General features: G+C 68.6%; 13 protein-coding genes, 1 other RNA gene and 1 pseudogene. 6 read left to right on the top strand and 9 right to left on the bottom strand.

Annotated features, from left to right (window positions below):
- Positions 1-371: 371 nt before the first annotated feature.
- Positions 372-1,841, bottom strand: a complete 1,470-nt coding sequence (locus ACIQCJ_RS21515) for an MFS transporter (RefSeq protein ID WP_401304176.1) — start codon at positions 1,839-1,841, stop codon at positions 372-374.
- Positions 1,842-1,998: 157 nt separating this feature from the next.
- Between ACIQCJ_RS21515 and ACIQCJ_RS21510 the strand changes: the two genes are divergently transcribed.
- Positions 1,999-2,652 carry a TetR family transcriptional regulator gene (locus ACIQCJ_RS21510; RefSeq protein ID WP_355345326.1) on the top strand — a complete coding sequence of 218 codons (654 nt, stop codon included), beginning with the start codon at positions 1,999-2,001 and terminating at the stop codon, positions 2,650-2,652.
- Positions 2,653-3,489: 837 nt separating this feature from the next.
- Here ACIQCJ_RS21510 and ACIQCJ_RS21505 read toward each other — a convergent pair.
- On the bottom strand, positions 3,490-4,860 hold the full coding sequence (locus ACIQCJ_RS21505) for a hypothetical protein (protein WP_402712243.1): 1,371 nt from the start codon (positions 4,858-4,860) through the stop codon (positions 3,490-3,492).
- 326 nt (positions 4,861-5,186) lie between these two features.
- Between ACIQCJ_RS21505 and ACIQCJ_RS21500 the strand changes: the two genes are divergently transcribed.
- The 3 genes and pseudogenes from ACIQCJ_RS21500 to ACIQCJ_RS21490 all read left to right on the top strand — a co-directional run.
- Complete coding sequence (locus tag ACIQCJ_RS21500) at positions 5,187-6,110, top strand: Nif3-like dinuclear metal center hexameric protein (RefSeq protein ID WP_355345323.1); 924 nt, start codon at positions 5,187-5,189, stop codon at positions 6,108-6,110.
- On the top strand, positions 6,107-6,850 hold the full coding sequence (locus ACIQCJ_RS21495; protein WP_402712365.1) for a zinc ribbon domain-containing protein: 744 nt from the start codon (positions 6,107-6,109) through the stop codon (positions 6,848-6,850). The genes ACIQCJ_RS21500 and ACIQCJ_RS21495 overlap by 4 nt, the downstream gene beginning before the upstream one ends.
- 20 nt (positions 6,851-6,870) lie before the next feature.
- Positions 6,871-7,566, top strand: a pseudogene (locus tag ACIQCJ_RS21490) (histidine phosphatase family protein); the annotation flags it as partial.
- 76 nt (positions 7,567-7,642) lie between these two features.
- Here ACIQCJ_RS21490 and eda read toward each other — a convergent pair.
- Complete coding sequence (gene eda / locus ACIQCJ_RS21485) at positions 7,643-8,260, bottom strand: bifunctional 4-hydroxy-2-oxoglutarate aldolase/2-dehydro-3-deoxy-phosphogluconate aldolase (RefSeq protein ID WP_391047249.1); 618 nt, start codon at positions 8,258-8,260, stop codon at positions 7,643-7,645.
- Between the two features lie 93 nt (positions 8,261-8,353).
- The gene (gene yaaA, locus ACIQCJ_RS21480; protein WP_355345317.1) at positions 8,354-9,139 is read right to left on the bottom strand and encodes a peroxide stress protein YaaA; all 786 of its coding nucleotides are present in this window, start codon (positions 9,137-9,139) and stop codon (positions 8,354-8,356) included.
- Between the two features lie 254 nt (positions 9,140-9,393).
- Here yaaA and rnpB point away from each other — a divergent pair.
- Together rnpB and ACIQCJ_RS21470 are read left to right on the top strand one after the other, a co-directional pair.
- Positions 9,394-9,799: RNase P RNA component class A (rnpB, locus tag ACIQCJ_RS21475), an RNA gene on the top strand.
- A gap of 184 nt (positions 9,800-9,983) precedes the next feature.
- Positions 9,984-10,451 (top strand): hypothetical protein, encoded by a 468-nt coding sequence (locus ACIQCJ_RS21470; RefSeq protein ID WP_402712242.1) that lies wholly within the window; start codon positions 9,984-9,986, stop codon positions 10,449-10,451.
- Between the two features lie 638 nt (positions 10,452-11,089).
- Here ACIQCJ_RS21470 and ACIQCJ_RS21465 read toward each other — a convergent pair.
- The 5 genes from ACIQCJ_RS21465 to ACIQCJ_RS21445 all read right to left on the bottom strand — a co-directional run bounded on the left by ACIQCJ_RS21465 (position 11,090) and on the right by ACIQCJ_RS21445 (position 24,071).
- Complete coding sequence (locus tag ACIQCJ_RS21465) at positions 11,090-12,403, bottom strand: hypothetical protein (protein ID WP_402712241.1); 1,314 nt, start codon at positions 12,401-12,403, stop codon at positions 11,090-11,092.
- Positions 12,404-12,873: 470 nt separating this feature from the next.
- Complete coding sequence (gene drmB / locus ACIQCJ_RS21460; protein WP_402712240.1) at positions 12,874-14,682, bottom strand: DrmB family protein; 1,809 nt, start codon at positions 14,680-14,682, stop codon at positions 12,874-12,876.
- Positions 14,663-17,848: a helicase-related protein gene (locus tag ACIQCJ_RS21455; protein ID WP_402712239.1), complete on the bottom strand. Its 3,186-nt coding sequence runs from the start codon at positions 17,846-17,848 to the stop codon at positions 14,663-14,665. The genes drmB and ACIQCJ_RS21455 overlap by 20 nt, the downstream gene beginning before the upstream one ends.
- Positions 17,845-19,365: an NERD domain-containing protein gene (locus ACIQCJ_RS21450; RefSeq protein ID WP_402712238.1), complete on the bottom strand. Its 1,521-nt coding sequence runs from the start codon at positions 19,363-19,365 to the stop codon at positions 17,845-17,847. The genes ACIQCJ_RS21455 and ACIQCJ_RS21450 overlap by 4 nt, the downstream gene beginning before the upstream one ends.
- Positions 19,362-24,071, bottom strand: a complete 4,710-nt coding sequence (locus ACIQCJ_RS21445; RefSeq protein ID WP_402712237.1) for a sacsin N-terminal ATP-binding-like domain-containing protein — start codon at positions 24,069-24,071, stop codon at positions 19,362-19,364. Before ACIQCJ_RS21445 ends, ACIQCJ_RS21450 begins: the two co-directional genes overlap by 4 nt.
- Positions 24,072-24,143: the final 72 nt, after the last annotated feature.

Here is a 24,143-nt window from a genome sequence, read left to right as displayed (position 1 = left end):
CCGTGCGGGTGTTTTCTTCGTCTGCGGGTGCCGCTTGTGCCTGGTCGGTGCCGGTCCGGGGTACCTCCTCGAAATCCGTCTCACCTGGTCCTGTGTATCCGGTGCCGTTCCTGTTGACGTATTTCTGCGGGGGCACCCCGGCCCGTCCCCTTCCGGTACGTCGGCGTCCGCCTGCCGGTGGGGGTGGCCGGAGGGGGGTGGGCTGAAGTGCGGGGGCGTCCGACGGTCCGCTGCGGTGCCGGGGCGGGGGTGGGTGGGGGTGAGGGCGTCGGCGTCCGGCCGCCGGTGGGGTGGGTGGGGGGTCGGCTCGGGTGCGGGGGCGTTCGACGGGCCGCTGTGGTGCTGGTTGCTGTCGGTAGGGGGCTGGGGGGTCAGGCGGGGGAATCGGTGGGGGGGTCTTCGAGGGTGTGGGAGTTGGTGAGGGTGAGGGCGCCGCCGGCGGCGATGAGGCCGACGAGGAGGGAGAGGAGGGCGTAGGTGACGCGTTCGCCGTGGAAGAAGGAGGCGACGAGGTCGCTGCTCCAGGTGCCGGGCGGGAGTTGGGTGGTGACGAGGGCGGCGATGAGGGTGCCGACCATGGCGGTGCCGACGCTGGAGCCGACTTCTTGGGCGGTGTCGTTGAGGGCGGCGCCGATGGAGGTGCGGTTGCTGGGCATGGCGTCGACGAGGGCGACGGCGCAGATCGTCATGACGGTGCGGAGTCCGATGGTCATGATCACCATGCAGACGGCGATGGCGGCGTAGCCGTGGTCGACGCCCCAGGAGAGACCGGCGAGGGCGCCGGCCAGGCAGGCCGCGCCGACGAGGCAGGCGATGCGGTGGCCGAAGCGGCGGGCGAGCCATTCGGACAAGGGGGTCGCGGCGAGCATGGTCACGATGATCGGCAGGTTGGCGAGTCCGGCGCGTACCGGGCTCCAGCCGTAGGCGTACTGGAAGTGGAGGATCAGCCCGAACATCACGCTGGCCATTGCGATGGACGTGCCGATCTGGGCGATGGCGGCGCCGCGGACAGTGCCGTTGGAGAAGAGGCTGAGGTCCAGCATGGGCGCCGGGGTGCCGCGCTCGTGGCGGACGAAGGCGATCGCGGCCACGACGGCGCCCGCGATCGACGCGAGAGTGATCGCGGAGAGCCAGCCGTGCTCGACACCGCTGGTCAGGGAGTAGCAGGCGAGCCCGATGGCGGCGACGCTCAGGACGGCGCCCGGCAGGTCGAGCTTGTCGTGGGTCAGGTCCTCCGGCCGGTCGGCCGGGACGCCGAGCCGGACGCCGACGCACGCGATGACGGCGATGGGGGCGTTGACGACCAGCAGCCATTCCCAGCGCACATGCGCCAGCGCGGTGCCGCCGAGCAGCGGTCCGAGGACGAAGCCGGACATGCCGACGACGATCATCACCGTCATCGCGCGCATGCGCAGGGCCTTGTCGTCGAACAGCCGGAAGACCAGTGAGTTCGTGATCGGCGCCATCGCCGCGGCGGCGACGCCGAGCGCGGCCCGCAGGGCGATGAGTTGGCCCGCCGTGGTGACGAGGACGACGCACAGGCTCAGCGAGCCGAACACGGCGAGTCCGACCAGCAGCACCCGGCGGCGCCCGAGCCGGTCGGCCATCGACCCCGCCGTGAGCAGCAGGCCGCCGAAGGTCAACGAGTACGCCCCGGTGACCCACTGAAGCGCGGTCGTCCCGCTGCCGAGGTCGCGGCCGATCGTCGGCAGCGCGATCGACAGCAGCGTGTTGTCGACCATCTCGACGAAGAAGGCCAGGCAGAGGGCGGCCAGCGGAATCCACGCCGCGCTCAGGGACGGGTAGGTGTGTGACGTTTTCTCAAGCGTGGGAGTGGTCATGGCAGTCCTCCAATCGAACGTCATTCGGTTATCGAACAACGTACGATCCGCTACGATAGAACAACGTTCGATACGACGCAAGATCGCGATGGGGATGTGAGCCATGGCACGCCTGCAAGACCGCTCGACCCAGGGACGCCGACGGGCTTCCCACTCGATGGAGTCCGTCCTCACGGAGGCCGTGGCCCTCCTGGACGAGGCCGGTGCGCCCGGCCTGACCTTCCGCGCCCTCGCGCAGCGCCTCGGCGGCGGCGTCGCCAGCATCTACTGGTACGTCGAGAGCAAGGACGAACTACTCGACCGGGCCACCGACCACGCGATGGGCGCGATCCTCGCCGACGTCGAGGCCCTTCCGCGGAGCGACGACCCGATCGACGACCTTCGCGCCATGGCCCTGCGCCTCTTCGACGCGATCGTCCGCCGGCCCTGGCTCGGCGCCTACTTCATGCGCAACACCGACGTGCAGGCCAACTCCCTGCTCGTCTACGAGAAGCTCGGCGAACAGACCCTCCGCCTCGACCTCACGGCCCGGCAGCGCTTCCACGCCGTCTCCGCGATCGTCGGCGTCGTCGTCGGCTCCGCCGTCGACCTCGGCCAGGAGCCCCCGCCGGAAGTCCTCAACGGCGCCGTCAACCGCGACGAATTCCTCGGCCGCTTCGCCAAGACCTGGCGCGAACTCGACCCCGCCGACTTCCCCTTCGTCCACGAAATCGTCGACGAATTCGACGGCCACGACGACATCGACCAATTCCGCGCCGCCCTAGACCTCACCCTGACCGGCCTCCGCCTCCAAGCCAAAGCCAAAGCCTGAGTCGGCGACCTGAGTCGGCCCCGCCCCCGAGCATCGAGGACGGCTCCCATAAGCCTGCGGCCCCCCACCCCCGGCCGCCGACGCACCCGAGCCCCCTTCCCGCCTATGCGGGCGGGTCGACGGCGGACAGGCGGAGCCGAGCCCACCCCCTCCCGGCACCCCCACCGGACAGCAGGCCGCCGACGCACCCGAGCCCACCCACCCCCGCCCCGGCACCAGCGGACCGCCGGACGCCGACGACCTCACCCCCACCCACCCGCTCCGGGCAGGCGGCCGCCGACGCACCCCAGCCCACCCACCCCCCTCCCCGGCCACCCCCACCGGACAGGCGGACGCCGACGTACCGGAAGGGGACGGGCCGGGGTGCCCCCGCAGAAATACGTCAACAGGAACGGCACCGAATCCCCAGGACCAGGTGAGACGGATTTCGAGGAGGTACCCCGGACCGGCACCGACCCAGGCACAAGCGGCACCCGCAGACGAAGAAAACACCCGCACGGGTGGGCGGGCGGGAAAGAAAAACCCGCTAATCGTCCGAAGGACGCCGATGCTTCCCCTGAGGCTGAGCCTCCCCCTCCTCAGAGGAAGAAGCAGGCCCCCGGTGGCGCCCCGAGCTGTCCCCGGACCCCCCGTGGTCGTGAGAGGAACGCGCGTCGGACGTCATCTTCTTGAATCTCCCCGAAATCCCCGTGGAACAACGAACCGGCCTACGCCGAAAGCGCGCGAACAAACTCGACCCGGACTGCGGCGAAGCCGCCCCGCGGTGGTCACGCGGAGTGCCCGGATGCGCGGCTTCGGGTGAGTCTACTGGCGGGGTCGACGTCACGGTCATGGGGGTCACCCCGCCTTGGCGGCAGCCAGCGGCGCCTGCTGAAGCGGCAGCACCCGCCAGGGCAGCCGCGTCGGCGCGGGCAGAGCCGCACCGGAAGAGCCGAGGCCACCGGAAGAGCCGCGAGCACCGGAAGAGCCGAGGCCGGCGGAAGAACCAGGTCCAGGCAGAGCGGCGGGCACCGCACCCCGCCCACGCCGGGACCCCGAAGCCCCGGCCGCAGGCCGCACCCGTGGCGCCTCGTACGGCGCCACCCCGCAAGGCCACTCCGGCACCGAACACGGCAGCCGCAGCAAATCGTCGGCCCCCCAGTACCCCGTCGCCCCCAGCCACCCCGGAGGGGACGCCCGCCAGTGCAGCCGCCGCTCACCCGGCCGCCACAGCGCCAGCGACTCCGCCCCGCCCGGCGCCTCCGCGCGGAGCGCGACCACCGCCGCCTCGGGCATCAGGATCTGCCCCGGCTGCGCGGCGACCGGCGTGAGCAGGATGCCCGGCACCTGGAGCGCGTCGGGGAAACGTACCGGCCGACGGCTGCCGAGGACGCCCCAGCCGAGCCGCGCCTCCCCGGTGGCGTCGCTGCGCAGGAGCAGCAGCCCGCTGTCGGGTTCCGCGAGGACGAGCCGGTCGTCGCTGTCCTCGGTGATCTGGAGGAGCGGGCTGGCCTCGCCGAGTCGCAGGTCGACGGCGACGGCCTTGGTGCGGCCTGCGAGCGTACGGTCGACGGCGAGCAGCCGCCCCGTACGGTCGAGCCAGACGCCGCCGGTGCAGCGGCCGGGCACGCGCATGACGGCGACGGGCCCGTCCTTCCCGGCGCCGTACACCTGCCAGACGGTCGTGACCCCGTCCCCCTCAGCAGAGTCCCCCTCGCCGGAACCCGCCTCGCTAGAACCCCCATCAGCGGATCCCCTCTCGCCGGAACCCCCCTCGTACACAAGCGCGAAAGCCGCCCCACCCAAGGGGCACGGGGGAAGAAGCGTTACTGCATCCCCGCCGAGCGACCCGATCGGCACCTCCCCGGTACCGGCCCCCGCCGGATACAGCAGCGCCAGGTCGTGGCGGTCGGCGACCCGTCGCCGGATCAGGACGCGGCCGTCAGGCAGCGGTACGACCTGCGTCCCGGCCTCCTCCGGCTGGGCGCCGGGCAGCGGCACCGCGTACGGCTCGGGCCCGAGCGTCCACCGCTCGGGGAACCAGCCGCTGACGCCGCCCCCGCCGTACTCGTCCACGTCCCCGTCCCCCTCCGGCGCGGGTACACGAGCCTCGGCGAGGCAGGCCGCGTACGACCCGTCCGCGGCGATCGTGAAGCCCGACCGGCGCAGTACGCGGACGGCCGAGGGGATCTCCATGGCACGGGCACTGGCATCTGTACTGGCGCTCATATGACTCACCCACCTCCGGCACAGGACCGTAGTTTTCCTTTTTCCGGACGATCAACGCGACTCGGTGCGGTTCACACGTAAGAGTGCGGGTTTTCCCGTTCTGCTCCGCGCGAAGGGGCAGATGTGCTCCGCCCGGCGAGCGGTCGCGCTCCCCTCGGACCTCCGATGCGCCCCGCGCGCCCTTGACTCACGGGTGCCGAACGAGTGCCGAACGGGTGCCGCACGGTTGACGGACCGGCCCGCGCACCCGTCGTGGCACCCCCCGGCGCCCGCGGTCACGGCGTACGGCATCCGGCGGACACGGGCGGCCAGGTAACCTTCCTACCGTGCCCACACTGTCCGACGTCATCGCCGCGCTCGACGCCCTCTGGCCCCCGGAGCTGGCCGAGGCGTGGGACGCCGTCGGCCTGGTCTGCGGCGAGCCCGAGGCCGAGGTCGGACGCGTGCTGTTCGCCGTCGACCCGGTGCGGGAAGTCGTCGACGAGGCGGTACGGATCGGCGCGGACCTGCTGGTCACGCACCACCCGCTCTATCTGCGCGGTACGACGACGGTGGCGCCGACCGGCCCGGCCGGTTTCAAGGGCCGCGCCGTCCACGACCTGATCAGGAACGGGGTCGCGCTGCACGTCGCGCACACCAACGCCGACCGCGCCGACCCCGGCGTCTCGGACGCCCTGGCCGCCGCGCTCGGCCTGCGGATCACCGGCCCGCTCGTACCCGACCCCACCGACCCCGCGGGCCGCCGCGGCCTCGGCCGGATCGGCGAGACCGCCGCACCCCTGACGCTGGCCGAATTCGCGCAGCGGGCGGCGCGAGGGCTGCCGCGTACCGCCACCGGGCTGCGGATCGCCGGCGACCCGCAGGCCACGGTCCGTACCGTCGCGGTCTGCGGCGGCTCGGGCGACAGTCTCTTCGCCGAGGTCCGCGCGGCGGGCGTCGACGCGTATGTCACCGCCGACCTGCGCCACCACCCGGTCTCCGAGGCGCGCGAGTCCGGCCCGCCCGCGCTGGTCGACGCCGCGCACTGGGCCACCGAGTGGCCGTGGTGCGAGCAGGCCGCCGCGCAGCTCGACGAGATCTCCGACCGGCACGGCTGGGCGCTGCGCACCCATGTCTCGTACGCGGTCACCGACCCGTGGACAGCGCACGCTGTCGCCCCGGAGCGCTCGGACACCCCGGAATTCCGGGGCGGCCGGGAACTCCCGCAATCCACTTCCCGCCCTTCCAGCCGCACAGGAGCCCCCCGCTGAACGCCGAGCCCGCCGACCAGATCCGACTTCTCGAAGTCCAGGCCCTCGATTCGCGTATCGCGCAACTCGACCACAAGCGCAAGACCCTGCCCGAGCATGCCGAGCTGGAGCGGCTCGGCGCCGACCTCGCGCAGCTCCGTGACCTGCTGGTCGCCGCGCAGACCGAGGAGAGCGACACCGCGCGCGAGCAGACCAAGGCCGAGCAGGACGTCGACCAGGTACGCCAGCGCTCCGCCCGCGACCAGCAGCGTCTGGACTCCGGCGCGGTCACCTCGCCGAAGGACCTGGAGAACCTCCAGCGCGAGATCACCTCGCTCGCCAAGCGGCAGGGCGACCTGGAGGACGTCGTGCTGGACGTCATGGAGCGCCGCGAGGGCGCCCAGGAGCGCGCCACGGAACTGGCCGCGCGCGTCGAGTCCGTCCAGGCCAAGGTCGCCGAGGCCGAGGCCCGCAAGTCCGCGGCCATCGAGGGCATCGACGCGGAGGGCTTCACGGCGGCCAAGGAGCGCGAGGTCATCGCCGGGACCGTGCCCGACGACCTGATCAAGCTGTACGACAAGCTCCGCGGGCAGCAGGGCGGCGTCGGCGCGGCGCGGCTCTACCAGAAGCGCTGCGAGGGCTGCCGCCTCGAACTCAACATCACCGAGCTGAACGAGGTCAGGGCCGCGCCCGCCAACACCGTCGTACGGTGCGAGAACTGCCGCCGGATCCTGGTGCGTACGGCCGAGTCCGGCCTGTAGTGGCGTTGGTTCACGAGGGTGCGGCGCCCGACATGGCGGCGCCCACCACCTTCGTCCTGCTGCGGCACGGCGAGACCGCGCTGACGGGGGAGAAGCGGTTCTCCGGGAGCGGCGGAAGCGATCCGTCGCTGTCGGCCGCCGGGCGGCGCCAGGCCGAACGGGCCGCGGCGGCGCTGGCCGTACGCGCCGAAGGGCCGGTGCGCGCTGAGGAGTCGGTGCGCGCCGAAGGGCGACTGAGTGAAGGCCGCGGCATCGAGGCCGTCGTCAGCTCGCCGCTCGCCCGCTGCCGGGAGACCGCCCGGATCGCCGCCGACCGCCTCGGCCTGGACGTCCACCTCGAAGAGGGCCTGCGCGAAACGGACTTCGGGGCCTGGGACGGCCTCACCTTCGCCGAGGTACGGGACCGGCAGCCCGCCGAACTCACCGCCTGGCTCGGCTCACCCGATGTCCCGCCGCCCGGCGGCGAGAGCTTCACCGACGTCGCCGCCCGCGTCGCCGCGGCCCGCGACGCGCTGCTGACCGCCCACCGCGGCCATACCGTCCTGCTCGTCAGCCACGTCACCCCGATCAAGACGCTCGCGCGCCTCGCCCTGGACGCGCCGCCCGAAGCGCTCTTCCGCATGTACCTCGCCCCGGCGTCGCTCTCGGAGGTGGCGTACTACGCGGACGGCAACGCGTCGCTGCGGTCGCTGAACGAGACGGCCCACCTGCGGTGAACGGGCCTTCCCCGTACGGGCCTTCTCCGTGCTGGCCTTTCCCGTACGGGCTTTCTCCGTACGGCTGTTGAGGGCGTCAGCCCCGCAGCGCCGCCGCCTCGCGCGCCAGGCTCTCCACGAGATCCCACCGCCGGGACCGCACCGCGTCGCCCGGCACCATCCACGTACCGCCGACGCACCCCACGTTCGGCAGCGCCAGGTACTCGGGCGCGCGGGCCGCGTCGATGCCGCCCGTCGGACAGAAGCGGGCCCGGGGGAGCGGTGAGGCCAGGGAGCGGAGGTACGCGACGCCGCCCGCCGCCTCGGCGGGGAAGAACTTCATGTCGGTGACGCCGCGTTCGAGCAGCCCGAGTGCTTCCGAGGCGGTCGAGACGCCCGGCAGGAACGGCACGCCCGCGCCGCGCATCGCGTCGAGGAGGCGGTCCGTCCAGCCGGGGCTGACCAGGAAACGGGCCCCCGCGCCCACGGCCGCGTCCGTCAACTCCGGCGTCAGCACCGTGCCCGCGCCGACCACCGCGCCGGGGACGCCGTCCGCGACGGCCCGGATCGCGTCCAGGGCGGCGGGCGTCCGCAGCGTGATCTCGATCGCGGGCAGCCCGCCCGCCACCAGCGCCCGCGCCAGCGGTACGGCGTCCGCCGCGTCCTCCAGGACGACCACAGGGATGACGGGGGCGAGGTCGAGCACGGAAGTCATGCCCGTCATCCTGCCTGGCGGGCGCCAGCGTGCGCAACGGCCGTTGCGCAGGGTGCAACGAGGGTCTTGCTCCGTACCATCGCGCCGCGCGCCTCAGTGGATCTCGCGCACCAGGACGTCGAGCCGACCCGTACCCGGCTGCTCCTCCACCGTGAAACCCAGCTTCCGCAGCGTTCGCGCGAGGCCCTTGGGGTCCTTCGGCCGGGCGCCGGACTCCAGCAGGGCGCGGACCAGACGGCCCTTGGTGGCCTTGTTGAAGTGGCTGACGACCGTCCGCTTCTCGACCCCGCCGACCACCGTCACCTGGAGCACCCGGACCGTCGCCGTACGCCCGGCGACCTCCCCGGCCGGCTTCCAGGCGCCCGCGTACGACGACGAGCGCAGGTCGAGCACCAGGCCGTCGCCCGCCTCGGCCGGCAGGACATCGGCCATCTGCCGCCGCCAGTACGCCGCCAGGCCGCCGACGCCCGGCAGCTTGACGCCCATCGAGCAGCGGTAGGAGGGGATGCGGTCGCCGAGCCGTACCGCGCCCCACAGCCCGGAGAACACCAGCAGCGACTCCTCGGCTCGGCGCCGCGCCGCCCGTCCGAGCGTCGCCAGGCCCAGCGCGTCGTACAGCACTCCGGTGTACAGCTCCGCCGCGGGCATCGCGGGCGCCGTCCGCAGCGCCGCGTTCTTGGCGACCTCGCCGCGCAGGCCGGGGCTGAGCCCCAGCACCTCCGCCGCCTTCTCCTCGTCGCCCGAGCACAGCTCCACCAGCTCGTCGAGGACCGTCGCCCGCGCCTCGTTCAGCCCCGGCAGCGACAGCGAGTCCAGCGCGACCGCGGCCCCCGTCCCTCCGGTGGCCTTCCCTTCGGACGGCGGCAACAGGACGAGCACGGCATCTCCTTCATACGGTTCTTGCGGTTCGTACGGTCCAGGCGGTCGTACGGTGCGCGGGGTCGTACGGCTCGCGCTCGGGCCGCCCGCGCCTGGTCGGGGGGCCCGCACCAGAGTAGGACCTGGGCGGGCCGCCCACGGGACCTGTCCGCCCGCGCCCGGCCGGACGGCCCCGGCGGGCGGCCGTACGCTCGCCGCCGACCCCGCGGTGCTCTTCGCCCCCGCGCAGCCACTACCATGGTCCACACGGCAGACGAGCCGAGCGGACGGCCGCGTGGAGCCCTTTCGGGGGCTTCCCGAGGAACGTCCGGGCTCCACAGGGCAGGGTGGTGGCTAACGGCCACCCGGGGTGACCCGCGGGACAGTGCCACAGAAAACAGACCGCCGGGGATCTCGGTCCCCGGTAAGGGTGAAACGGTGGTGTAAGAGACCACCAGCGTCCAGGGTGACCTGGACGGCTAGGTAAACCCCACCCGGAGCAAGGTCAAGAGGGCGTCGTAGCGATACGGCACCCGCGCGGACGTTCGAGGGCTGCCCGCCCGAGTCCGCGGGTAGACCGCACGAGGCCGGTGGCAACGCCGGCCCTAGATGGATGGCCGTCTCCCGGCCGGCCGCGAGGCCGCCCGGCGACAGAACCCGGCGTACAGCTCGACTCGTCTGCCTTTCCCTCCCTGACCTGGGCGTATGCCCTGGTGAGCGTCTGTTTCCCGGCCGCCGTACTTCCCCGGTTTTCCTGCGAGTTCGCGGGAGTTCCCGCGCGGTTGTGCACTGGATGTGCACTGGCGCAGGCTACGTCCGACCGAGGAGTGCAGAAGGCTCCGTGGCCCGGGTTCGGGGGCAGGCGATGAGTGCTCCCCTTCCCGAACGCGGCGTTGCGGACCTTGGCCGGACGCTTTCGCTGGAGGCGCGTATCGCTGTGCGCGGGGTCACCCTGATCATGGTGGCGGTCGTGGCCTTGGCCTTCTTGTTCGGTTTCGGCAACGTGTGGCTGCTCGCCCTGCGTCTCGGGGTCCCGGCGTGGGTGGCGCCGCTGGTTGCTCCTGCTGTCGACCTGTCGGTAGTCGGCCTGCTGGTGGGCACCCGCTACCTGGTGCTCCATGGCGGGCGCCCCGAACAGCTCCGGCCGGCGCGCCAGCTTCTCGTCTTCTCCAGCGTGATGACGCTCGCTCTGAACGTTGCCGACCCGCTGATCGCGGGGTTGTGGGGGGAGGGCGGCCTTCGACGCGGTGGGCCCGCTGCTGCTCATCGGCTGGGCGGAGGTGGGCCCCGGCCTGCTCCAGGCGGTGACCGCCGCGACTTCGCCCCACACTGAGCCAGGCGCGATGAGCGACGTACTCGCGGGCCCCTCGGTCGTCGAACGCTCCGTCCTGGCTCCGGGTGAATCCATGACCATGGCGCAGACCCCGGAGGGGGACGATCTCATCCGACGCGCGTGGCTGGAAGACCAACGCCACCGAGCAGAGCACCTGCGGCCGATCTCGGCCGAGACCTTGCGCAAGCGCCTCCGTATCGGGGTGAGCAGATCACGGACACTGGTAACCGCGATCCGCTCCCAGGACTCCGCGCCACCAGCGGCTCATGCAGGTGTCAAGCCGAGAGCGTGACGACACCCCTCCCGCGCGCGGGGGGCACTTGCACCGAGCTATCTGCCTCCTCAAACGCAGACCTTCCGATGTCTATACCGGGCCATACGGACGACCCACACCGTGATCCCGGCGCGGGCCACCCGCCGACACCTGGGACCGGCTCGCCCCGACGGGTTGCCCCGCCCGGGCCGCGGCCACGTCGTCTTGGCCGGAACCGCGCACCAGACGCAGGTCTGCACCTGACTGACAACGAGCTGCCGCGTGGGCCGTCCCGTCTTGATCGGGTCGGAGCACGCCATGGGCTCCGAGGCTGGCCGTGGTCGTACCGCAACCGCCGACGAGGTGCCGACGGCCCCGGATTTGCTCAGATGGAAGAAAGCAGGAATTCGACGGTGCAGTTGATGCGCTTGCCGAGATCGCTGAGGGTGTACCAGGAACTCGGGTTCAGTGCGGAAAGGTTAGGCTGGTCGTTCAGGCCGTATTGGACACGGCGATGATGGGCGCCAATCCCCTGGAAGATCCACGGCACCATCTTGACCATGCGCATATCCGTGGCCCCTGCCGTGGTGAACCAGCCGCCAGGGATCGGGAAGAACTGGTCGAATGCCTCAAGCACCATAGGGATCTCATCGGTTGGGATGCCGGAGTACTTCGACATCCACTCGAACTCCTGCTCCTCCCGGTCGTCGAGGTAGAACCCGCCCCATCCCCAGAGGAGCTGCTGCCAGAAGGTGGCGTAGCGACGGAAGCTCGGCTGCTCGCGCAGCCAGGTCATGCCCCTGTGGAACGTCGAGGGGAGGGCATGGTAGGTCAGCCCTTCGAAGACCCACCTCTTGCCGTCCTTCAAGAGCGGCTCCGGAGCACCATCGGGGTGCGCGAGCGCGTAGTCGACCGCCGCCTTCAAGATCGAGAGCCGGGCGCGGTGCTCGAGATAGGCGCAAGCCTGTAGCTCTGGGTATTTCCCCTCGAACATGGCCCTGTAGCTCGCGCTGTCGGCAGATTCCGACTGGGGGTCGAAGGCAACTCCGTCGAGCTCATGAGCGTAGCCGCGCGTCAGCTTGGGGTGCTCGCCGTATGCCTCGTAAAGCATCGCCAGAGACTCTTCGGGCGCTCGCGCGAAAAAGGTACCGTCGTTGATCTGGCGATGGTAGGTCTTCGCCGCCCTGGCTCCTTCCTCTCCCCTCTTCGCTTCCCTATGGATGATCTTGACGAACCTGCGCTCCACACCGTACGAGTGGCGCCATAGTTCGATGAGTTCCCGCGCTGCGACCGTCCCGAAGCCCTTCTCGGCGAAGTGCTCCGGAGCCGCCTCGAAGTCGTCGACGCAGACGACATCAAGCCCTAGCGGACCCATCCGGCTCGGGGCGGTCGCGCGGTCGTCCCACCGGGTTATGAAGAAGGCGCCACGCTGAATCTCCAGGTAGTGCATCCAGCCGACGACCTTGAAGAGGTCGGTGTACCCCCACTTCCCGCCTTTCACCTCGATCAGCCGCCGCACGGGCTCTTCGTGTGCGTAGTCGGTGGTGACGATGTCGAGCTCAAGGAGGTCCGCAGGATCGGACTCCACTATCTGCTTCTCCACGAAGTGGCCCGACGCCTGGAACAACGCGGCGACGTAGTCTTCGAGTTCTTCGCCGGCCCCGGGGATGTCCGGCAGCTCCACGACCTGTCTACTCATCAGCAACCCCCTCTGTGCAGCGCGGACTCTACCGAGGTGCAGGGGATGATGCCCCGCATGGGTGGCAGTGGAAGGTCCGGCCAGTGCCTGAGCACCGTGGGTGGGGCAGTAGCCGGAGTCGTGTATGGGTGATCCGCGAGGGGGTTGGTCCATGGTCGGGTGATCAGTAGAGGAAGGGTAGCTCGGGTAGTGCCGCGCAGTCCTCACGTTGCCCGCCCGGCTGACCGCCCGCGGCGAACCGCTGCCGGGCCAGAGCGTGTACTTCATCGTGACGACCGCTGACGGAGCCGGGATGCCCCTGGGATACGCCGCGCTTTGCAACCCGACTGCCTGCGTACTGTTGGTCGCCGCCACAGTCGGAGCCCTCCCCACACACGGTATGGGTGCCTTGCCTGTCATCTCTGTGGGGCGGGGGAGACAAGTCGTAGAACATGGGCACTGGCCGTATCGAAGATCGTCTTTCAACCTCGTCACGAGCCCGTCCTGTGCCGCACCTGATCGAGCACATGGTCGAGGAGACCGGGCACGTTCGCTCCGCCGAGGACGAGCTGACGGTCCAGCAGACGGTTGCCCGTCTCGCACGATGTCTCGCTGACGAGCGCACATCCATGGCACGCCGACATATTGAGCTGCGACGAGCCTTGATGGTCACTCTCGATGCACACGGGGTCATTCGAGCAGACGTCTGCGTCACTCAAGGCGGCCAACAGCAGTGGGATGATCTTGTTCGGTTCGCCCAGCCGAACGAGTCCGCCGAGCGTCCCCTGCGCGTCGCCGGCCGCCGTGTAGATCAAGATGCCCGCAGTGCGATCTCGGCGATCGGAGTTGGCGTAGATGCGCTCCTGGAGTGCCGCCGACGAGTAGCCACTGGCGAACGCCAATCTGCGGATGAGTAGATGAGCGATCGTGTGCAAGCCGATGAAGCGCGGCTCAGGTACGTCAAGGCGGTGAGCCCACTGACTCGACTGCCGCCGCTCCACCAGGATGCCAGCCCGTTTGCGGACTTCCGCCAGGGATTCCCATTCGGAGATCCGGTTCTCGTCGAACCGGAGGAAGATCCCTTCGCCGAACATCTCGACAGCTGGGTAAACCGGCTTTCGCCTTCGGTCGGGACCGAGGTCGGCGAGGATGAAGTCAGCCTCGGCGCAGTGGCGCCGAAAGCCGCGAAGCGCTCTGACCTCCCGGACGCGACGCACCTGGCCCACGCCGACGAGTCGGCTGGTCAGTGCCGACGGCCACTTCGACTCTGCGGGTACCTTCCAGCCGTCGACGACGAAGTCGCCAGCGCCGTGATCCCTGCCTCCCTCGAGTTTCTTGAGGAACGCGGCCCATTCGCCGTCCTTCAGATCGAGGAGCGGAGAGTCTGCGGAGTCATCGCCACCGGCCGCGAGACTGAGGACATCCTCCGCCGTCACCCCGATCTCGTCTGCGATCCACCCGGCCACCATTTCCGCTTGCGGACCTCCGTTGTCGGCGACCACCTTCTCGAAGTAGACGTGGCTGCGGACGCGATCAGCCTTCTCCGCGGACTGCGGGCGTTCCTCGGGGATGTCGAGCGCCGAGAGGCGTTCGGCGATGTAGTTGCCGGTTGCACCGCGCTGGACGGCGGTGAGGCGATGCTCGCAGGAGTTGCCGGGCCTCTGTTCCTCCCACGGCTGGACGCCGTCGCAGCGGATGTTGTCGCGGTGCAGCGACGCCTTGCCGACCAGTTCGGAGAGCGGACGGGACCGCTTGCACCCGTTGCAGTGGACACGGAGAGAGGCCAGACCTTCCCCGTGGCGTGATGAACGCTCGAACTTCAGTTCCTTGTACGCGCGACAGAGCCGCACGGCTTCGGTGACGCCTTCGTCGTTGCCGCGGTGTGCCCACTTGAACCAGGGAACGTCCTGGATGTGGCTGCCCTTCTCGCAGACCGCGACGTAGCGCATCGGTACGAGGGAGCCACCGCACTCGCATTTGTTACTCCAGCGGCCCTTGTTCTTGCCAGTGAGCTGAGAGAGCTTCGTGCAACGCTCGCAGAACCGCCAAGCCGGGAAGCGCCAGTAGAGCAGGTGGGCCGTCTCCCTCGCCGCGCGCCCTGCGTGAGCGGGCGCCTGCCGAAGGACACCGGAGCCCAGCCGCGCGAGGAGCCGTTCGCAACTGATCTCGGGAGCGGACCTGCGCTCCCACCAAGACGTGTCGGGTGCGATCAGCGATTGCCCGAGCACATCCACGATGGCCCCTACGCCGAACGGTGTGATGGTCTCCGAGAGACGCAGGTCATGCAGGATTCGCTCCACGGCCGACCCCTCCTTCCAACGCCTCACGTACCTGGACGGCGACGTTCGGCTCGACGGATCGCATCGAGTCGGCGACCAGCCATCCTTCCCTGCGTTGACCGAACCGTTTCAGCAGCGCCTCATCGTCCGGTTTCCTGTAGTCGTACAGCAACGAGGTTCCGGCTTCACGTGCGAGCCCTGCCCGGCGATCCCACTCGTGCAGGAGGTGCCACACCTGTTCCTCGGTCTCCTCGGCTTCGATGCGCTCCGAGCGGCTCACCAGGTCGACGAAGGTCGCGACGAGCCTCTGGATCGCGCCACGCATTCGGCCGTCGTCGAGGTCGAGACGAGACGCGGAGTCGTTCGCCGCGAGAACGGGCACGGAGTGCCTCAGCAATGCCACGAGGGCGCCCGCCAACGACCGATCGCGGGACGCCGTCGACCACGGGGTGACGCTCGTCGGTTCGACGTTGCGGTAAAGCGCCTCGTGGTAGGCGCGGAAGGTCTCGAAGTGCGACCGGTCGCGCGCCCGGTTCGACCGGAACAAGGTCGTGACGATGCCGTTGTTGTCCCCACGGCCGACTCGGCTGGTGGCCTGGATGTACTCGGCGGTCGTCTTCGGCTGGCCGACCATCAGCATCAGGGCGAGACGGGGGATGTCGATGCCGACCGACAGCATGTTCGAAGAGAGGACGACGTCGATGGCCTGATCGGTGAGATCGGCACTCCGGCCGAGCTCACGCAGATCGTTGGGGAGCTCCTCCGGGCCTCGCCGACTGGTGAGTTCCAGGACGCGGCCGGCTCGGACACGACGCAATGGCAGACCCAAACGGTCTGCACGCGGTTCCAGCCGCCCGTTCACGTCGTCGACCACCAGCGTGCCCGATCGGCCGAGCTCGCGAAGACTGTTGTGGTACATCACGGCCGTCCAGTAGGAGTCCCGCGTCGTACCCGGATCGGGCTGCTCGGCCAGCACCGCCGGGATCTCGATCAGAGGCGCGGTTGCGGAGACGACTGCGGACATCTGTGAGAGGGACTGCGGCATCAGACCGATGTACAGGCGGCCTTCGCCGTTCTCGACAGGGCGGGAGAAGAACGTCCGATCGCCGTCCAACCCTGCCGGCGGGTACAATGCGACGCCTCGCCCGTACAGCCCTTGGACCTGTTCTTCGGACGCGCGGATCGTGGCCGTCGAGGCGATGATCTTGGGTGCCGTACCGCCTCTGTTCAGGAGCATCTGGATCACGGCGTCGAAGACGGCGACCGTCGTGCCGAGCGGCCCCGACAGCAAGTGCAGCTCGTCCTGGATGATCATCGACGGTTGCCGGAACGGCGTATCGAGGCCGAGGAGACTGCCTGCCTTGGTGTTGAACTGAAGGCGGGCGAACTTGTCCACGGTCGCAAGCAGGATGGTCGGCGGCTCCTCGTAGAGGATGTCGTCGACCACGGCCACGGGGAGTTCGCGGTTGAATCGGCAGCTCCCACTGGTGCAGTGGATGACGACGTCGTTGCCGTCGCGACGAAAGCCGTATCGATCCAGATCGTGGGACCTCGACTCGGGCAGGAGGGCGGCACCGCACCACGGACAGCTCTCGATCTGGAACCCGTTCGCCTCCTCGGGCCTCGCGGCCTTGTGTAGGCGCTCGAGGGCGGATTTGGCATCCGCCTTCGTACGGGGAGTGACCTCGTTGCCGACCCAGAGCCCAATGGAGAATCGGGGCATGCCCTTCGCCCGGCGGTCGTCGTGACGAAGAAGCTCCATCGCGCAGACGAGCGAGGCGGCCCGCTGAAACTGCTGGGATGTCAGGAGGCGGAGGGTGTAGCGCGTGATCACCGCGGTTCCCGCGCCCTTTGTGCCATGAGTGATTCGGCGGCGGAAGATCTCGATGGCCGCCAGGCCGAGGTACGCCTCCGTTTTTCCGCCACCGGTGGGGAACCAGATCAGGTCGACGAGTTGTCGGTCATCGTGGGTCTCGTCGACCGTGGACGCCAGCGCCACCAGCAGGAAGCCGAGCTGGAAGGGGCGCCATCGGGGCTCTTCCACCCTGCCCGGCTCGGCACCACGCTTGACCGAGGTCTGACGCATCTGCAGTCGCATAGCGGCCATGCCCAGCGCGAAGGCGCTTCTCAGCTTCTCTTGCTCCGGGGCGCGCAACAGGTCGACGCCGACTTCCATACGGCCCAAGGCCTTCCGCGCGCGGTCGGTGATGGATCGCGCGGCCGGAGCGTCGGCTCCGAAGCCGTTGACACAGTCCTCCTGCTCCGAGACCCAATGGGAGAAAGCTCTGACGAACTCGTCCAGCATCGGCACGATCTCGTCCGGACACGCGTCGATCCGTGACAGATTGTCGAGACGAAGCGCATTGGCGGCCTCGCACTCGGTATCGAACCCGATGGTCTCGACTGCGGGGACGACGAACGCCGGCACAGGGTCGAGGAAGACGCGTGCGCACTCACCGTTTTCGAGCTCCCAGTCGGCCGCCATGCCGTGGCCTACTGCGTAGACTCTTTTGTTCCGGTAGCGGAGTCGCAGTTCTTTCGACTCGTCGTCCAGATCGAACGACCTCGAGGTGTCGTACTCCAGGAACCGCCCACCAGGTGCAGGCGTCACGTTGAGTGCGACCTGAAAGAGCATGCGACCGATGTCGAGTCGGTCGTTCCCCGTCGACTCTGACCGCACGCGTGCGTGCACCGTCACGAGATAGGCGTCGCCGTAGGGGCGCCATCGCGATCCGATCTCGATCGAGACGCCACCCGCTTTGAGCGTTTTCGGGGGGATCTTCTGGGCGAGCTCCAGCTCGTCTTTCCCGAACCGGAACAGACGGCGTCGCCAACGCGGAGGTCCGTCTCCGGCGATCGGCTGATAGGTCCCTCCCGAGAAGGCACAGTAGACCGCGGGCCGGTCGGTGACGAAGGAGATCGCGACGGATGAGGGGCGCCAGTCCTCGGCCAGCGGCACGCCTGCTCCGCCTTCCTCAACGTCTCCCGAGACCACATCGGCTTCGACATCAGGCTCTTGCTCAGCCTTCTCGGGGCGGGGCGCCGACGATCCGGACGGGAACAACATCCCTACGGCGTACTGACGATCCGGCCTGTTGTACACGACCTCGTCGTCGTCACCGTCCGGTCCGACGTAGGCCGCACGAAGGTGCTTCAGCGCGCGCTCTTGCGCCCTGGTCAGGATCATTGCGTCACCAACCGCCGTCGGACGAGTTGCTGGAGGCGTCGCCTGTCGTCTTTGGATGCGACGATGTGCAGCGAGACACGAGCACGTGTCACGGCGACGTAGAAGGCTGCTGTCTCGGCATCTCCAAAGACCGGGGGCAGGTTGCAGACGACGACGTGCTCCGCTTCCAGGCCCTTCGCGTACCGCGGGCTTGTCACCACGAAGCCGTCGGCCGTCACGGTGGGAGCAGCGCTAGACGTCGCGTCGATGATCCAGATGTCGTCCCTGCGGGCTCCGTCGGCCACCAATCGCCTGGCCACCGACTCGGCCTGGTCGATGTCGGATTCCGCGTCAGGTGTGTGCCACTGGACCTTCTCCCCGTGAACGATGCCCGGGTCTCCGACGTCCGCTCCGAGGTACTCCTGAACCATGTGCACGATCGCCCGGGTGTTCCGGACGTTGAGGCCCAGGTCGACAGAGAGTGCTTCGGGGGCGATGAGCTCGAAGACGTCCTCGTCGAAATCTCCGTCGACGTGCGCCTGGTTGTTCATGTCGAGGAACATGCGCCACCTGCCCCAGGCTCGTCCACCGACGACGACCGCGTCGAGCGTGTCCATGTCCTCGGCGGTCATCAGGTCCTGTGCCTCGTCGACGAACACCGCGTCGTAGGCCTTGTCCGGTCCCAACTGTGCGAATGGGGTGAGGGCGATGCCGCGATCGACCACGTGTGGAGCGAAGAATCTCAGGAGCTCCGGAGAGCGGAACGTGATCAGTACGGATCGTCCTTGATCCGCCTCCTGCTTGGCCGCCTCGACCAGGACGAGCGACTTCCCCGTGCCCGCGCCGCCGAACACCATGACCCGGGGGTTCCGCGCCAACGAGGCGAGGACTCTGGACTGGCCCGCCGTGGCGCGGTTCTGCTCCTCGATGACCGCTCCCCGCTGGGCATCGATCACGGGCATCCTCGTGAACTCTCCGAATAGGCGCGCCCGGAGGTCCTCGGCGCTTGCGCGTTTCCGGCCGGCGGGCGGTGTTCGTGCGGCCTTCGCCACCGATTCGAGAGCGCTGGCCAATCCCGTGACGCTCATGTCGTCCTTGGCCAGCCAATGAGTCGGCTGCCATTCGATCGCGTGCGGAGGAGTGTAGACATCGGGCGTGACGACGATGGCCTCGTGTGCGAACCAGCCGACGCCCTCCTCTTGGAGGATGTCCCTCAGCGCGTACATGGCGGACTGCGACTGTTCCATCGGCGAGCCGGACAGCTTGTGCCAGTCGTTGCGTCGGTCGACGCTGTACCAGACTCCGTCGTGCTTGCTGACTCCTCCGCCTTTGGCCTCAACGACGATCACGACCTTCTTCCACAGAACGACGAAATCCGCCTCGGCCTGCTGCTTGTGTGCGTGGGTGCGCAACTTCACCGAATGGAAGGCGACTGCATCGGGTTCGCCGTCGATCTCCCGCAGCAGACGGGCGATTCTGCGCTCGGCGTCACTGACGGCGTTCCGTTCGATGTCCTTCAGGTCGGGAACGAGGATCATGCGCGCTGCTCCTGCCAGAGGTCTTCGTACTCGCGGTACCCGAGCAGCTCGGTGACGTCCCCGAAGTTGTCTGCCATGTCCACAATCAGGCACTCCTCCTTTCCACCGTTGGCAGGCCCGCGGAGGCCCCGGCCGGCCATCTGGATGTACGCGTTCGGGCTGAAGGTCGGGCGGGCGATGTAGAGCGCACGGACGCCCGGCGCGTCGAAGCCCTGGATCAGCAGATCGCAGTTCGCAAGAACGCGGAGTTCGTTGTCCTTGAATCTCGCGATGATGTCGCGGCGCTGCTGCCTACCGGTCTGTCCGCTCACCGAGGCCGCTTCGATGCCGCGATACTGCAGCGTCGCGGCGAGCACCTGGGCAGAGAGGACGTTGGGAGTGAACACCAGCACCGGCCAGGTCTCGTCGAGGCTCATGATGTGCTCGACGAGAATCGACATGCGGGCCTGGTTCTGGCCGATCCGCTCCAGAACGGTCTGACTGATCCTTCGTTGACGTGTGGCTTCGGCGATCTCCTCCGGTAGGAGGTCGACCTCGATGCCGTCCAGCACCTCGTGGTGGACCCGCGCGAGCACTCCGATCTCCGCGAGCTCCTTGTAGGCGTTTCCCTCGAAGGCTTTGAGCTTGCGGTTGCCGAACCGGCTCGCAAGTGCTGCGGTCGCCGTCTCGGACGTGCCCTTGAACGGCGTCGCGGAAAGGCCGACCAGGGGGCGTTCCCAGCCGCGGCCGGCCACCCCGAGCCAATTCAGGATCCGCGTGTATAGCTCGGAAGCACCTGCGCGGTGCCCCTCGTCGATGATGACCGCCGATGCCTTGCTGAGCCATTCGTATTCGGCGTTGCCGAGGATGACATCGAGTTTGGCATCCGTCGCCACGATCACACTGAACTCGGTGTCGGGCTCGTGCACGGTGCCGTTCTCCCACAGACGCCCGACCGTCAGCGGGCGCTCGTCCCCGAGCCCCCGCCACACCGTGCTCCAGGTCTGCACGGCCTGTTCACAGAGCTCCTGCGACTGTGCGATCCACAGCACGGGGCCACGAAGGCTCTCGTCCATGAAGAGCCTGAGCACGGTCTCCGCGGCAACACGAGTCTTGCCCGCACCGGTCGGGAGCTCCACCATCGCCTTGCGATGACGACCATCCGCCTCACGAAGTGTGAGCACGGCACTGAGCTGTCGGCTGATCTCCTCCTGGAAGTCGTGGAGGGGGTCGAGTTTCACGGCACCGGGGACGATGAACTCATGGGGCTGGTGTTCTCTGTGACGACCGGCGTACTCGGCTGAGAATCCCATCTTCCTCAGCCACGAGATGGTCGTCGCGCCACCTGCCCATTTCGTCGGAACGTCGGGAAAGCCGACCTCCCGGAACGGATCGACGAGCAGCTTGATCGAGTCCGAGCCGTACACCTTGAGGAAGAGATCGGGGACGGAAGTGCGGTCATCGACCAGCCCCTGAGCCTCGAGCGCCGGCCAAAGCCCCTTGGGCAGCGCGTCGCGCAGGTCGTCCGGGCCGAAATAGACGTCAAGCCGCTCTGCGTCGGTCGAGGCGGCCTGGGCCTCCTGCCGAAGTGTTTGGAGCCGATTGTCCAGGCCCGTCTTGAGGACTCCCTCGAGGTCCGCGTTCGTGAGGCGCAGGTCGAATGCCTCGTTGACGATGCCGAGGAGCCGGCGCTCGTCGGCATCACCGCGAGCCACCAGATTGAGCCCGTCAAGGTGCCACGGGAGTGGTTGGTCCTCGACACCGTTCTCCGCGGTCACACGTTTGACCACCTGGACCGCCCGTGTGATCGTCGCGTTGACCAGTCTGTCGGCGACGTGCGTGGTCCGGAGCCCGGTGAAGACATCGACCACCCGCTCGCTCTCCTGGTCCCCTTCGATCACCATCGAGAACGCGAAGCTGTCCTCGAACCGGCGGCAACCCACGGACTTCAGGAGTTCGTCGACCTGATCGTCCGTCACCCTCAAGTAAGGGCGCTGGCGTGTTGAGAGGTACTCCTCCTGATCGTCCGTTGTGGCGAGGTACACCGCCGACGGAGAGCGCGGCTCGATCGCGCGCTTGACTCTGGCGGGGATGCTGGGCGGGTGGGCGCCCGGATAGGCGATGCGACACGCCGCTCGGATGAATTCGACGAGCACGGTGTTCTCGGTGCCCGGCGCGAACAGATCTGCTTCGAGCGCTTCCTTGAGAACGCCAGGTGGCACCGCATCGAGCTGGTCCGGGAGTTCCAGGACTTCGGCTACCTGCCGTGGCCCTTTATACAGCGGGAGGAGGTTCGCGTACCTGACGAGAGACGGTGCGACGACCTCGGCCGGCGAGTGAAATCCGCGGTTCGACCGCAGCAGACCGGCACGGTCCGCTGCCCAGCGAACCGGCGGCCGAACAGTGTGAGTCCTGCCCGTGTCGAGATCCTCACAGGTCCAATCGGAGCCGCTGGCTTGAAGCAGCTCGACGGTCCAGGTTTCGCGCAACTCCTTCGGTGCCCCGGCGTCACCGAGGATCAGCAATATGGAGAACGGGCCCGGACCCTCGCCGGGGTAGAACTCGATGTTTTCGATCGGACGTTCGCCTAGGCCCTGCTTCGCGTTGAGGGTCGCCAGGACCCACTCCCGGTAGTGCTCAAGGCAGGGCTCGTCCTCGAGGGAGTAATTTTTCGCGGGTTTGCGAACGACCCCAAGCTGGTGGGCGACCGAGGGCGTGCAGCGTTGCCGGTCCAGCGTCCTCTTGGCGTGCTCGTCGCCCAAGGGCTCCCCGAGGTCGAAGACCTGATGCGGCCATGCCCATCCGCCATCGAGTGTCGGGACCTTGACCGTGGTCGAGTGGTGGGCCAACGTCTGTATCGCGGCGAGATCGGGTACTCCCCGGACGGCCTCCCAGAGTTTGGAGAGTTCGTCGTCGCCCGATGTGCCCGAGAGAACGGCAAGGCGTGCGTTGAGGATCGCGAGCGGGTCCAGGTCCCGGAAACCGGACCTCCTGAGGCCGTCCTCCACCCCGGGCTGTGCCAGGAAACCGGGGGAGACGAAGACCGCTCCTTCGATCTCGACGCCCTCCTCCTGATGCAGGAAGACGGTGCTCCTGTCTTTAAGCGTGCGCATGCCGTCGGTTGTGGGGATCACCTTGGCCCGATCGGCATCGGGCAGGTTCCTGTTTCCGAGCGTGAACTTGAACGCATTTGCGGCGGACACGTCGTCCGCGCCCTCGGCCCACTCGCGCAGCCAGGAGAGAAACCCTCGTTTCGGCAGCAGCTCGAGGGCGCGCTTCATGTCCCTGTCGTCGCGGGCCAGCAGACTGTCGGACACCGACGCCGCGAAGACCTGCCGGAGACGCGTGAACCGCTGCCGGGACGTGTAACACCGCCAATGTGGGACGTTGTCTCCGGTGTTCGAAGACGCGATCCACGCTTGATGGACGGCCGGATCGACCTCGACGGCGAAATCGAGCGGGCGGAGTTCGGCGGCGCGCTTCAGGGCGCCCGTGGCGTCGGGAACGAGCTCAAGGGACGCCGACTTCCGCGGCACGTGTGCGCAGAGCAGCTCGTCCCCGAACGAGAGTTGCTCCCTTCCTCGCGCCGGCATGTAGTCGAGGTGGGCCGCCGGGTCGTCGGGGGTCGCCACCCGCGGCAACATGCCGACGAACATCTTCGACAGCGTCCCGAGGATCTCTCGGTTGTAGTCGTTCTTGAGCAGCGTGGTCCTGTCGTCGTTCACACTCCACGGAGCGTTGAAGAGTGCCGATGCCGAGGTCTGATCCTGGAGCGGGAAGTAGGACCAGAACCGCCCGATGCGCCGCTGCGCATGGCGTTTCGGGATCGCCACGGTGACCTTCACCTGTGCACGCGAGACGGCTTCTCCGACCTGCTTTCGAGCGTTCGGAGACGGCTCGTGCATCCGGTCTTCGACGATCCACTCGTCGCCGCTGCCGTCCGGGTCCTCGATCCTGAATACGCCCCCACCGAGATCGCGAGAGGTGTGACTTGTCTCGAACGCGTCGGTACCGAGCACCCTGAGCTTCACCTCTCGCACGGCACCGGCGAAGAGGAGGAACTCCGAGGAGAACTCCTGCATCTCTCTGCGGATCCGTCCGAGGCTTGACGCGTGTGAGAGCTTCACGACGGTAGACGCCCACTCGGCGAGCTCTGCCAGGATGGGATCCGAGGCGAACGCGGCGACCGGGTCGATCAGGGTCGGGGTGCGAAGGATCGGATGGCGCTTCGCGGTCGGCGTGATCCGGGCGATCTCGCCCCGAGACGAGGGCGAGTTGAACTCGAACGACACTGAGCGGCTGAACACCTGCGGAACATCCGAAACGGCGAGCACGGACTTGAACCCGAGGCCGAAGCGCCCGATCTCGTCGCCTCTCTTGCCACTGAGGTGCGCGTGCGTGATCGCTGTGAGCCCGCTCTTCGAGAACGGACGACCCGCATTGGCGCAGTAGAGGGTTTGCCCCTCCATGTCGAGGACGATCTCGACGCGACCGGCGGAGTCCCCTTGGCCGTCGCCTGCCCCCGACATGGCGTCGGCGGCGTTCTGGACCAGTTCGAGGAGTGTCCGATGGGCATAGCCGCCTACCCGGATGGACTCCTCGTGGTTCGCATGCTCGGCGACGAGGTATGTATTCGCCCGATAAGAGGCGATGGCCCTGTCGAACTGATCCCTAACCTCTTGCGCAAGATTCTCGTCCGGCGTCCAAGACCGTCGCGTCCTTGTCATGAGCAAGCACACCTCGCGGCCGGAGTACCCATGCTGCCACCAGATGTAGGTCCGGTCAGAGTGGTTTGAACG

It is taken from the genome of Streptomyces sp. NPDC093221, from assembly GCF_044753885.1.
GTDB lineage: Bacteria > Actinomycetota > Actinomycetes > Streptomycetales > Streptomycetaceae > Actinacidiphila.
The sequence above is the reverse complement of the archived record's forward strand: the minus strand, read 5'-3'. Positions and strand labels throughout refer to the sequence as shown.